The sequence below is a fragment of the Neobacillus nitrireducens genome (genome assembly GCF_030915405.1).
In the GTDB taxonomy this organism is placed as follows: domain Bacteria; phylum Bacillota; class Bacilli; order Bacillales; family Cytobacillaceae; genus Neobacillus.
Window position 1 is genome coordinate 4037262 of sequence record NZ_CP133262.1, and the last position, 11450, is coordinate 4048711.

Here is an 11450-nt window from a genome sequence, read left to right on the forward strand (position 1 = left end):
ATAGTTATTGTGTGGGGAGTGGTAAAAATGAAGATATTATTAGTAGACGATGAACGTAGAATCATAGAAGTTCTTGAAGCCTATTTAGTACGAGAAGGCTATGAAATTCATAGCGCCGATAATGGAATCGATGCATTGAAAAAAGTAAAATCACTAAACCCTGACTTAATTATATTAGATTTAATGCTGCCTGACATTTCCGGTGAAGAAGTTTGCCGCCTAGTTCGTAAAGAATCAGACGTACCCATTCTCATGCTGACCGCTAAGTCAGCTGAAGATGACCGCATCAATGGGATCGTTATGGGAGCTGATGATTATTTAACCAAGCCGTTCAGCCCGCGCGAAGTCGTTGTTCGCGTTCAAGCGATTTTAAGACGTGTGAAGAAGACGGAGAAAGTGGAACGACTTGAATTCAATCGCAAAAAGCTTGTCATCGACTTAATAAAAAAAGAAGTAACCGTTAACGGAGCTTACATTACCTTAACACCTATTGAATATAAGCTGTTAACCAATATGGCTGTGAATCCAGGCCGGGTTTACAGCCGGATGGATCTGCTTGAAAAGATTCAGGATGAAGGCATGTATTATGAAGGCTATGAACGCAGTGTGGATACCCATATCAAAAATCTTCGAAAAAAAATTGAGATGGATTCAAGGCAGCCGGATTTTATCGTGACAGTTTTCGGGATGGGCTACAAATTTGGAGGGGTATTAGATGCTGCAAACGCTCCGGTCTAAAATACTCTTCTATTTAATACTTATCTCGATGATTGCCATTATCATTGTCAGCTTTTTTATCCAGTATGGGTTTGAAGAAAGTTTTAGCAGCTATTTAGATCACAATCGGGAAAAAAAGATTGATCGAATTATCACCGAAATTGAAAAGGATTATCAACTAAATGGTCATTTTACCAGTGACCCGGTATTTGGCCTATTGCACGAACATGCAATGACCGAGCAGCTTTATTTTCAATTGTATGATCGCTTCGGTCAATTGCAAATGGATTCCTCAAATATCCGGGGCTTATTAAATAGCTTTGGATTATCTGAACCTGCTCCAAACGGGGAAGAATGGCATTCCCAGACCTATACTCTGAGAGTCGATAATCAGGTCATTGGAAAACTTGTTGCCATTTATCCGAAGGGCTTAATTGATGATGAATATACGTTTATCCAAACGATTCAATTGTACATTTATGCTGCCGTTTGTTTGACGATCGTGCTGGCAATTGTTTTCAGTATGCTTTTTTCGAAAAAGCTCACCTCCAGCTTACAGAAGCTATCTTTTGCGGCAAATGAGCTGCAGAATCATAATCTTGACATTCGCATCCCTTTATCAGGATTGCCAACGGAGGTTAAGGACATTGCCATCTCCTTTAATAACCTCGCGGTGTCGTTAGCCAAGGAAGAAAACCTAAGAAAGCATTTTACGGGCGATTTGGCTCATGAGCTCCGCACGCCGCTTGCGACACTCCGAAGTCAGATTGAAGCGTTTCAGGACGGAATTTGGGAGCCAACTCCGCAGCGATTGCAGACCACACATGAAGAGTTAATGAGGTTAGTCAGGTTAGTTAATGAATTAGAAAAGCTTCTCGCAGCTGAAAATCCACAGATTCGACTTGAAAAAATTGAATTAGATGCAGGAAGTGTACTGGCTGCTTTATTTGAGATGTTTCTACCATTGTTTAAAGAGAAGGGGGTTCAGCTCCAGATTGAAGAACCAGCTCAGGATGAACTGTTTGAGGCTGATAAGGATCGCTTGATGCAAATCCTTTCGAACATCCTTAATAATGCCCTAAAGTATACACCAGTTGGAAAAAATGTCACCATTTCTGTAGAAACCAATATGGACGGCTATGTTGGCTTCAAGATTCAAGACGAAGGCTCAGGAATGGCAGAGGACGATATCCCTCATATATTTGAACGCTTTTATCGCGGCGATAAATCAAGAGACCGCAAAACGGGGGGAGTCGGGATTGGCCTCTCGATTGTAAAAGCTTTAATGGATGCGCATAAGGGCGTCATTAAAGTGAAAAGCAAGTTAAATAAAGGTACGAACGTGACCTTGTGGTTTCCGAAGGAAGATTAACCATGAATATGAATAACACAACAGCAGGCTGTACAGGAAGTAGTGGCCAAGAAAAGTAAAATAGAGGTCATACTAAAAAATGGCATCTTCCTACAATGGAGGATGCCATTTTTTTTTAAAACTATTTTGATTCAGTTGCGAAATTTCCCATTGAAATGGAGAGCCGATTCCAACTATTAATTTGATTAATTAAAATAACAAGATCTACATAGTCCTTTTCACTAAAATGTGTGCGCACTCGATTATAAAGTTCATCAGGTACATGTTTAGTTGGAACTAACGTCACATGTTCAGTTAATTCTAATGCCAATTTTTCAGCGTCTGTATAGAAATCACAATCACTCCATGCGCTGACGCAGTATAAACGCTGTTCCGTTTCACCCATTTTTCGTGCATCAGAGGTATGCATATTAATACAAAAAGCACAGCCATTAATTTGAGAAGCACGGATTTTAACTAGTTCACGGAGTTTACGGTCGATTCCCGTAGATTTAGTATACTTCTCCATTTCCATCATAATGTTAAGTGCTTCAGGTGCTACCTCAAGATAATTAATTCGTTGTTCCATTTTGATTCCCCCTAAAATATAGTCAACTTTTATAATATCCTAAAACAGGAACATATATTCCTATGATATGCTCCATTTTAAATTAAAGCAAGTTTAGACTGATCTTTCCTGTTAATAATAATCCATTATTTGAGTCAACAAAAAAACAGCTCCAAAACGGAACTGTTATTTAGCGGGCTACAGGATAAAACTTCTTCCACTCATTTAGGAAGGAAGCGGTGGAAGAAGTCGGATGTTCGAGCACTCGTGGGGTGGGTCCGACTTGTTTTATTTCACCGTTTACGATGATGGCAAGCCTCGTCGTTAGGTAATGGATCTCCATCAAATCATGGCTGACAAACACGGTCGTTGTTTGAGCCTCTTCGATAATACCTTTGAAATCTTCCATTAACCTTATTTTTGTAGGGAAATCTAAAGCAGAAAAGGGTTCATCTAAAAACAGAATCTCAGGCTCGACAATCATTGCTCGTGCTAAGTTGACCCGTTGTGCCTCGCCGCCAGATAGATAAAGCGCATTTTTTTTCGCTAGATGACTGACCGCAAACAATTCCATCCATTGTTCTACTTTTTCCTTGATGGTCGATTTGGGGACTTTTCTTAAGGTTAAACCAATCGCAATATTATCAAAAACGGTTCCATCTAACAGTAAGGATTGCTGAAGAGCAATGGAGAACTTCCTTCGCAACTCAAGCGGTGCATTTCCGTTGGGAATCGCCTGCCCGCGGTAAAGAACTTCACCACTCGTTTGCTGGTCAAGAAATGCCAGCACCTTGAGGAGCGTACTTTTTCCTGCACCATTGGGTCCCATGATGCCGAGAAATTCACCCGTCTCTATCTGAAATTCAGGAATATCGAGAATCATTTTATGCTGTACTTGATAGGTTAACTTTTTTAACTCCAGTAACGGGCTCATGATATTCGCTTCCTTTGCTGTAAAAATGTTAACGCTGCAGTAATTAACAGGGCAACCGATAATAATATGAACGAGAGTGCTATGGCAATATCAAAATTCCCTTTTGAAACTTCCATCACAATCGTCGTCGTTAAGATACGCGTGTCACCTTGGATATTGCCGCCGACCATCATCGCGGCACCTACTTCAGCTATGACCCGGCCAAACCCAGCCATGATTGCCGCTAAAATAGCAATTTTCAATTGCTTGATAAGTATCCATAATGTCTGCAGCTTCGTTGCACCAAGGGCTTTTATTTGTAAAAGCATTTTTTCACTAATTTGCTGAAAAGCCGAGCAGGTTAGACTCGTGACGATCGGTAAACTGACTAATATTTGGGCCATGACAATCGCTGTGGGTGAATAAAGAAGGGTTAGCCCTCCTAAAGGACCAGAGCGCCATAATAGCATCGTAATCCAAAGTCCGGCAACGACAGGAGGCAGCCCTAAACCAATATTGATGAACATTAGAAGAAGTCTACGGCCTTTGAATCTAGTTAATCCAAGAATAATTCCCAGCGGCAATCCTATCAGGGTGCTTATTAAAATGGAAATAAGACACACTTTAAGAGTGAGCCAAGTAATCGCAAATACTTCTTGATCACCAGAAAGGATCATGTCTATTGCTTTTTTAAGTCCATCAATGAGTAGGTCCATCTCCAGTGCCTCCAGGATTTTCTATAGGTGTATAAACAGAAGGACCCTTAAATAAGGGCCTCCTAGTCAACTATTCTGTATATTTTTTAAATAATGATTGACCATATTCTTTCTTACCGAATTCTTCAATCACATCTTGTGTTTTTGGATCTACCATAAATTCTACAAATTTTTCTGCATCTTTGCTATTAATTTTATCATGTTTTTCAGGATTTACTTGCATTACATGATAGATATTCATTAAATCTTTGCCGCCTTCAACGACGATTTGAAGGGTGCCTAAATTTTTCTCTTGTGCCAGCCATGTAGCTCGGTCTGTTAAGACATAACCTTTTTTCTCAGCAGCTACTTGTAACGTTTGACCCATGCCTTGTCCTGTTGAAACGTACCAATCACCTGCTGGCTTAATGTTATCCATTTCCCAGATTCCCAGTTCCTTTTTATTTGTACCTGAATCGTCCCCACGAGAAACAAAAGTAGCCTTTGAATCTGCTAATTTTTTGAAAGCAGCCATAATGTCATCGCCGCTAACACCAGCCGGATTTTCCTTTGGTCCAACTAATATAAAATCATTGTACATTACGCGTTTGTAGTTAATCCCATCACCTGCATCAACCACTGCTTTTTCAGCTGCCGGAGCATGAACCAGTAGGGCATCAGCTTCCCCTTTTGTACCCATTTCTAATGCTTGGCCGGTACCTACAGCAATCGTTTTTACCTTGACGTTATTTTCTTTTTCAAACATTGGAATAATAACATCTAATAAGCCGCTGTCCTGGGTACTTGTTGTAGTTGCTAGGATCATTTCAGTTGGTGCTGCTTTAGGTTCTTCCTTTTTCACTTTTTCTGCTGAATCTTTTGTGCCGGCATTTCCGCACGCTGCTAAAACTAACAGCATCATCGCAAATAAGAATGCAAAATAACGATTTTTTAACATGTGGTTGTTTCCTCCATTTGACTAGTTTGATAGGTGATTTTACCTAATTCTGAAATGTCATATCCTTCTAGTTCCGTTAAGCTGTCTTTGAAACTAGGAGATTGTAAATACTCATTTAGGTCGGTTAAGCTTTGTTTATTTTCAGCGGTAAAGCGGAAAACCATATCGAAATTTTCTTTAGCTACGGGTATAAAGTCCAGTCCTAAATGGCTTGCTGCCGACTGAATTCCGAAGGTTACATCTGCCGTGCCCCTGCTAATATAGGAAGCGGCAGATAAATGATTCCATTCTTCATTGCTATACCCAGCTATTTTATTAGGTTCGATTCCATTAATGGATAACCTGGAATCAAGCAGAAATCTTGTGCCTGCACCCTTTTGGCGATTAACAAATTGAACATCGTGTCGTGTCAAATCAGTAAAATTATGAATGTTTTTCGGATTACCTTTCGCGACAATAAAGCCTTGTTGTCTAGCCGCTAATCTAAGTACCAGAATGGATTCATAGACAAAGAGTTGACGAATGAATGGCAGGTTATATTCCTGCGATGTCGGATCTAATAGATGAATGGCTGCAATATCGCATTGTCCCCGGTAAAGCATCATTAACCCTTCGAGACTGCCTATATAGGAAGGCTGAATCTGCAAGTTCAGTGCAGTTGCTGCTTGTTTTGCGAAATGCTCAACTAGAAAGTCGTGACTACCCGATAATCGGATCGATTGGGCAGGATTACTCGGAGTTCCTATTGGTTCAGTAGGACTTTTTTTTGCAGGAGCTTTCGTATTCTCTTTAAATCTTTCCAGTTCTGAGTGTTCAATTCGCATTTTATTACCGATTTTAAAGGCCTGCAATTCACCTCTTTTAATCAGCTCATAAACGGTATGTTTTGAGATTTGAAAGATTTGGGCCACTTCATCGGGTGTGTACGCCTTCTCATCCATAAGTCACCCTCCTATTTCCAGTTTTTATTTTAATAAAAGAATAGCATAATAAAAGTGACTTTTGTTAAGTTTTGTTGAGTTTCGTCTAGTTTCGTTTGGGATTGTCATGAATTGTTCAAAATAAACTAATAGTTTTCATATAAATTTCACAAACTTCACTGATTGTTCATTCGTGAGCATAAAGATATATTGTACTATTAGGAGAGAATATTAAATTTGCGGATAAGGGAAGGGATTTAAATGTCAAAGCTTCTATATATAACAGCAAATCCAAAAAGTGATATTAGTCGTTCAAAAGGACTGCAAATTGGGGAAGCATTTTTAGAAGAGTTTAAAAATGTTCAACCAGATGTGGAGATTGAGCATATGCATCTATATAGCATGGATATCCCTGAGATAGACATGGATTTATTATATGCACGTGCCAAATTATCATTTATGGGTTATACAAAAGAGCAACTTTCCGAGGAAGAGCGGACCAAACTTGAAAAAATGCATGCGCTCGCCGACCGTTTTATTGATGCAGATTACTATGTGTTTGTTACCCCAATCTGGAACCTTGGCGCTCCAGCTATTTTAAAATCGTTCATGGATTGTTTATTTATTGCGGGAAAAACCTTTACCTACTCTGAACATGGTGCAGAGGGACTTTTAACCGGAAGAAAGGCCATTCACATTCAAACGCGCGGAGGCATTTATTCCACTGGAAGAATGGTCGATTTTGAAATGGGTGACCGTTATTTGAGCAAAGCGCTAGAATTCCTCGGCTTTGATTTAATGGAAACCGTCTATGCAGAAGGAATGGATCATTTTCCAAAACAGATTCCTGAAATTATGGAAAAAGCGAAGAAACAAGCAGCAGAAGCGGCTAGAGAAATGGCGCAAGAGACAGTTACCATCTAAATATAATAAAGGCGCGGTATCGATGAACTCGAACCGCGCCTTGCTTTTTTAGAACTTTCCTGTAAATTGGAAAAATAAAACCAGTAAACCTAATGCCCACACATAAATCGCAAATGGTTTTAATGAATGATTTTTCAAATAGCCAATCATCCACTTTACAGCAACATAACCGAACACGGCAGATGCGACAATTCCAACGAGCAACGCCGACAACGAGATTTCTTCGCCTTGCCCGCTGAGTAAATCCTTCGATTGCAGAACAATCGCGCCGGCAATTGCTGGTGTGGACAATAAAAAGGAAAAATAAGCAGCTGTTTCACGGTCTAATTTCCGCCAAAGTGCCGCAACAATCGTCATCCCTGAACGAGAAATCGCTGGCATAATGGCAACGGCCTGAAAGGTACCAATGATGAGAGCATCTTTATAGCTAATATCATCCATCTTTTTATAACCATTTTTTGCGGAATCAGCAAGCCACAAGAAAATCCCCGTAATCAAAAACTCCCAGCCAATCGTCACACCTGTCTTCGAAATTTCATCAATATAGTCTTTAAACGCCAGTCCAAAGATTACGGCAGGAATCGTCCCAACAATCAACAAGAAGGTCAATTTACTAAACGGATTTTTGATAATTTTTATAAATTCATCCTTATAAAAAACAAACACAGCCAACAAAGTACCGACATGTAGCATCGTATCGAGCAAGAGTCCCGCTTCCTGCAAACCAAATAAATTTCTTCCTAAATAAAGATGGCCTGTACTGCTAATTGGCAAGAATTCGGTTAAACCTTGAATAATCCCGAGAATTAGTGCTTCTAATTTTGTTAACATAGATACCCTCACATTCTAAAGAAATGATAAGCCTGTACTTTTAAATGATATGCTAAAATTACCTATTTAATGAAATCCTATTCTATTTTAGGATGCCTTTACCAGTAAGGCAATCAAAATATCTTATCTCTAAACAAAATAAGTGCAATTGAGAGGCAATCTCCCATAAAATAGAAGTATACTCGTTCGAGAGGAGAAACGCATTTGGAAAATTCACATCTTCATTTTAATACGTCGATCGGTGTTATGAAGCCTGAAAATATTCGAAACAAAGACCAAGCCTGTCCATTTTGCGAAAGAGACCAACTTACTAACCTCATCGCTGTAGACCATCCAATTATTCTTTTGAAAAATAAATATCCCGTATTGGAAAATACCTATCAAACGGTGTTAATCGAAACAGATGACTGTCATGGTGAATTATCCACCTACTCAAAAGAGCATCTACATAAATTGATGCGGTTTGGAATCAAACATTGGCTAGCGATGGAGGCAACAGGCCGCTATCAATCGGTAATTTTCTTCAAAAATCATGGACCCTTATCGGGAGGGACGCTCTCCCATCCTCATATGCAAATTGTCGGCCTGGAGGATATTGACTATAAAGAAAAGGTAACCCATGAGATGTTTGAAGGGATTAAGATTGCTGAATCTGCGGAAGTTAGGTTTACATTATCGACAAAGCCGCGTGTTGGTTTTTATGAGTTTAATATTGAAATGGATGATTCAGGTTATCAGGAGAAATTTTCGGAGTTTTTGCAAACGGCTGTGCATTATATTTTGAACCATTTTCCATTCAAAGCAACGAGCTATAATTTGTTTTTTCATCATATCGATCATAAAATCTATGCAAAGGTTGTTTCGCGCTTTATTACTACTCCGCTATATATTGGATACGGCATCCCGCAGGTGCCAAATAATTTAGAATGGATGGCAGGGGAATTGAGGAGTATTTACTTTAAGGAATAGGACTATCTAGGTAAATCAAACCATTCACGGTTTAGAAGTTGTGATTTGTTGATAATAAAAATATAATGAAGGAATGTGGTATTTCTTTGTAAGGTGGAACCTATATGACTTCAAATACGAATAAAACTTCAAAGCTTGATTACAATCTTGTTTTTATATTAATATTACTATTTCTAGCAAGCTGTTTAGCGATTTATAGTGCGCAGGCGAGCGGGCAATACAAGGAGAATTTCCTAATTAAGCAGATTTTTTGGTATGCGGTTGGCGGTGGAATTATTGCAGTAGTTATGACGCTCGACTCCGATCAAATACGAAAGCTCACCTGGTATGCTTATGGATTTGGGATTCTGATGCTCGGCTTTTTGATTGTTGCGCCTGAAAGTATCGCACCGGTTATCAATGGAGCGAAAAACTGGTTTAAAATTCCCGGTGTGGGTACAATTCAACCGTCTGAGTTTGTTAAAATCTTCATTATTGTTGCGCTTGCTCGCTTGATAGAGGATCATCATAATAAGCATCAGATAAAAACGATCCAAACAGATTTCTGGCTGCTAGTTAAGATGGGGGCCGTCACAATGGGGCCATTAGTTCTTATCATCAAGCAGGACTTAGGTACATCGTTAGTGTTTTTGGCTATTTTAATCGGAATGATTTTTATATCGGGAATATCATGGAAGCTGCTTGCACCATTGTTTACATTTGGAATTGCGTTAATCGGAACGATTTTTTATTTTGTTTTATGGAAACCAGAATTACTTGCGAAGTACCTTGGGGTAGGGGAGTATCAACTCCGTCGGATCTATTCATGGCTCGATCCCTATAGTTACCAAGGCTCTGATGCGTATCAGTTGACGAAATCGTTGCTTGCAATTGGATCCGGGCAAACGGGCGGTAAGGGATTTGGTAACCGTGAAGTCTATTTGCCGGAGAGTCAAACCGACTTTATCTTTAGCGTGGTTGGCGAAGAATATGGCTTTATTGGGGCTAGTGTGCTGATTAGTTTGTTTTTCTTGCTGATTTACCATATTACAAAGGTCGGAATGGAAACAAAGAATAATTTTTATACGTATATTTGTGTCGGCGTCATCAGCATGATCACCTTCCACGTCTTTCAGAACATCGGGATGACGATTGGCGTACTGCCAATTACAGGAATTCCTCTGCCTTTTATCAGTTACGGCGGTAGTGCCTTAATGGGGAATATGCTCGGACTCGGCTTAATCTTTTCCATTCGTTATCATTATAAAAAATACATGTTTTCAACAACGGCTTAATATAGAAGGTGGGTAAAAAGGGCGGCGCGGGTACGCTCTTTTTTTGTTGCTGATGCTAATAAAGGAGTTTGGCGGAATAAATTAAGAAGTCGGCAGAATCCTGTCCAAGTTTGGCGGAATAAACTTGGAAATCGGCGGAATCCCAGTCAAGTTTGGCGGAATAAATCATGAAGTTGGCGGAATCTCCCGCTGGCCATAATGAAAAGAGCGAGGCCATGGCAAGCCTCGCTCTTTCTACTATAAAAAAACTGGGAAGGTTTTTTATAAAAATTTACTTATTTCTTAAGTAATAGGTTCTTAAGGTCATCGAGCATAATATTAGCGGACAGAACGCCGCCGGAAGTGTTCCAAGTTGCATCACTAACTTCATATACATGGCCGCTCTTAACGGCATTTAGGTTTTTCCAAAGTGGATCGTTTGTCCATTCTTTTGCAGTATCTAAGGCTGCTTGATCACCTGGTGGTGCATAGGTAAAGTAGAATAGAAGATCTCCATCCATTTGAGGAATAACTTCCTTACCAACCTCTACAGCCAGTAAACCTAGCTTGTTATCTGGAGTAAAGAGTGCTTCCTGCTGGGCCGCACGTTTAAAGCCTAATTGATCGAAAAGTACTCCTGAAAAAGAATCCGTATAATAAATACGAGATTTTCCTGCCATGAAGCGTACGACAGAAACCTCTTGATTTACTTTATCTCCAAGTTCCGTTTTTAAATCCTCTACATGTTTATCGTAAGCACTTAACACTTCCGTTCCTTTTGCTTCAAGGTTCAACGCTTTAGCATACAATTTAAAGTTATCCTTCCAATCACCTCTTAGCGTCTCAGAAAAGACAGTTGGAGCAATCGCACTTAGTTGGTCATACACCTTTTCTTGGCGCAGTTTGTTACCGATAATTAAATCCGGCTTCAATGAGGCAATTTTCTCCACATTTACTTCACTTTCAACCCCAACCACCTCTACGCCTTCCATTTCCGATTTAATATGTTCATACCAAGGATCTCCAAGCCAAGATTGGACAGCACCAACTGGTTTCACACCTAAAGCTAGCAGTGCTTCCGTTCCTTCATTAGTAAGAATAACGACTTTTTTGGGAGTACCTTTAATAGTAGTCGATCCCATTGCATGTTCTACTGTATACGATTTTTCACCGGTAGTTTTGGTTACCTGACCAGCTTTTTCTTCATTGCCTCCGCATGCAGCTAATAAGAAAATTGTAATAACAGAAAAAAGAGTAAGTATGGTCTTGATTGCCTTCATTGGTTATGTAGCCCCCTTAGCTAATTGTTAATGATAATCATTTTCAATGACAACCTAATCATAAAATGACA

Annotated in this window: 12 protein-coding genes; 5 read left to right on the forward strand and 7 right to left on the reverse strand. The window is 39.6% G+C overall.

All coding sequences use genetic code 11. The features are described 5' to 3' along the window. Positions 1 to 27 precede the first annotated feature (27 nt). Both RCG22_RS19465 and RCG22_RS19470 read left to right on the forward strand, forming a co-directional pair. Positions 28 to 738, forward strand: a complete 711-nt coding sequence (locus tag RCG22_RS19465) for a response regulator transcription factor (RefSeq protein WP_098259987.1) — start codon at positions 28 to 30, stop codon at positions 736 to 738. After that, the gene (locus RCG22_RS19470) at positions 716 to 2089 is read left to right on the forward strand and encodes a HAMP domain-containing sensor histidine kinase (protein WP_308104312.1); all 1374 of its coding nucleotides are present in this window, start codon (positions 716 to 718) and stop codon (positions 2087 to 2089) included. The genes RCG22_RS19465 and RCG22_RS19470 overlap by 23 nt, the downstream gene beginning before the upstream one ends. Positions 2090 to 2210: 121 nt before the next feature. Here the strand turns inward: RCG22_RS19470 and RCG22_RS19475 are convergent, their stop codons facing one another. The 5 genes from RCG22_RS19475 to RCG22_RS19495 all read right to left on the reverse strand — a co-directional run bounded on the left by RCG22_RS19475 (position 2211) and on the right by RCG22_RS19495 (position 6143). Then, positions 2211 to 2657, reverse strand: a complete 447-nt coding sequence (locus tag RCG22_RS19475) for a carboxymuconolactone decarboxylase family protein (protein ID WP_308104313.1) — start codon at positions 2655 to 2657, stop codon at positions 2211 to 2213. Positions 2658 to 2826: 169 nt separating this feature from the next. After that, positions 2827 to 3570, reverse strand: a complete 744-nt coding sequence (locus tag RCG22_RS19480; RefSeq protein ID WP_308104314.1) for an ABC transporter ATP-binding protein — start codon at positions 3568 to 3570, stop codon at positions 2827 to 2829. Beyond that, positions 3567 to 4265: an ABC transporter permease gene (locus RCG22_RS19485; protein WP_308104315.1), complete on the reverse strand. Its 699-nt coding sequence runs from the start codon at positions 4263 to 4265 to the stop codon at positions 3567 to 3569. Before RCG22_RS19485 ends, RCG22_RS19480 begins: the two co-directional genes overlap by 4 nt. A gap of 70 nt (positions 4266 to 4335) precedes the next feature. Next, complete coding sequence (locus RCG22_RS19490) at positions 4336 to 5202, reverse strand: ABC transporter substrate-binding protein (protein ID WP_308104316.1); 867 nt, start codon at positions 5200 to 5202, stop codon at positions 4336 to 4338. Continuing rightward, positions 5196 to 6143, reverse strand: coding sequence for a helix-turn-helix transcriptional regulator (locus RCG22_RS19495; RefSeq protein WP_308104317.1), 948 nt, complete (start codon positions 6141 to 6143; stop codon positions 5196 to 5198). The genes RCG22_RS19490 and RCG22_RS19495 overlap by 7 nt, the downstream gene beginning before the upstream one ends. 240 nt (positions 6144 to 6383) lie before the next feature. On the opposite strand from RCG22_RS19495, the gene RCG22_RS19500 reads away from it, so the two are divergent. Beyond that, on the forward strand, positions 6384 to 7046 hold the full coding sequence (locus tag RCG22_RS19500; RefSeq protein WP_098259980.1) for an FMN-dependent NADH-azoreductase: 663 nt from the start codon (positions 6384 to 6386) through the stop codon (positions 7044 to 7046). A 48-nt stretch (positions 7047 to 7094) separates the two neighbouring features. Here the strand turns inward: RCG22_RS19500 and RCG22_RS19505 are convergent, their stop codons facing one another. Further along, a complete protein-coding gene (locus tag RCG22_RS19505) occupies positions 7095 to 7877 on the reverse strand; it encodes an undecaprenyl-diphosphate phosphatase (RefSeq protein ID WP_098263797.1) in 783 nt (260 codons plus the stop codon). A gap of 204 nt (positions 7878 to 8081) precedes the next feature. On the opposite strand from RCG22_RS19505, the gene RCG22_RS19510 reads away from it, so the two are divergent. Then, the gene (locus RCG22_RS19510; protein ID WP_308104318.1) at positions 8082 to 8846 is read left to right on the forward strand and encodes a DUF4931 domain-containing protein; all 765 of its coding nucleotides are present in this window, start codon (positions 8082 to 8084) and stop codon (positions 8844 to 8846) included. A 104-nt stretch (positions 8847 to 8950) separates the two neighbouring features. Then, complete coding sequence (locus RCG22_RS19515) at positions 8951 to 10120, forward strand: FtsW/RodA/SpoVE family cell cycle protein (RefSeq protein ID WP_308104319.1); 1170 nt, start codon at positions 8951 to 8953, stop codon at positions 10118 to 10120. Between the two features lie 275 nt (positions 10121 to 10395). Here the strand turns inward: RCG22_RS19515 and RCG22_RS19520 are convergent, their stop codons facing one another. Continuing rightward, positions 10396 to 11379: an ABC transporter substrate-binding protein gene (locus RCG22_RS19520; protein ID WP_308104320.1), complete on the reverse strand. Its 984-nt coding sequence runs from the start codon at positions 11377 to 11379 to the stop codon at positions 10396 to 10398. Positions 11380 to 11450 lie beyond the last annotated feature (71 nt).

What these genes read in the sequence shown, in the direction of transcription:
- RCG22_RS19465 (WP_098259987.1), top strand. Translation starts at nt 28, where the DNA reads ATGAAGATATTATTAGTAGACGATGAACGTAGAATCATAGAAGTTCTT.
- RCG22_RS19470 (WP_308104312.1), top strand. Translation starts at nt 716, where the DNA reads ATGCTGCAAACGCTCCGGTCTAAAATACTCTTCTATTTAATACTTATC.
- RCG22_RS19475 (WP_308104313.1), bottom strand. Translation starts at nt 2,657, where the DNA reads ATGGAACAACGAATTAATTATCTTGAGGTAGCACCTGAAGCACTTAAC.
- RCG22_RS19480 (WP_308104314.1), bottom strand. Translation starts at nt 3,570, where the DNA reads ATGAGCCCGTTACTGGAGTTAAAAAAGTTAACCTATCAAGTACAGCAT.
- RCG22_RS19485 (WP_308104315.1), bottom strand. Translation starts at nt 4,265, where the DNA reads ATGGACCTACTCATTGATGGACTTAAAAAAGCAATAGACATGATCCTT.
- RCG22_RS19490 (WP_308104316.1), bottom strand. Translation starts at nt 5,202, where the DNA reads ATGTTAAAAAATCGTTATTTTGCATTCTTATTTGCGATGATGCTGTTA.
- RCG22_RS19495 (WP_308104317.1), bottom strand. Translation starts at nt 6,143, where the DNA reads ATGGATGAGAAGGCGTACACACCCGATGAAGTGGCCCAAATCTTTCAA.
- RCG22_RS19500 (WP_098259980.1), top strand. Translation starts at nt 6,384, where the DNA reads ATGTCAAAGCTTCTATATATAACAGCAAATCCAAAAAGTGATATTAGT.
- RCG22_RS19505 (WP_098263797.1), bottom strand. Translation starts at nt 7,877, where the DNA reads ATGTTAACAAAATTAGAAGCACTAATTCTCGGGATTATTCAAGGTTTA.
- RCG22_RS19515 (WP_308104319.1), top strand. Translation starts at nt 8,951, where the DNA reads ATGACTTCAAATACGAATAAAACTTCAAAGCTTGATTACAATCTTGTT.
- RCG22_RS19520 (WP_308104320.1), bottom strand. Translation starts at nt 11,379, where the DNA reads ATGAAGGCAATCAAGACCATACTTACTCTTTTTTCTGTTATTACAATT.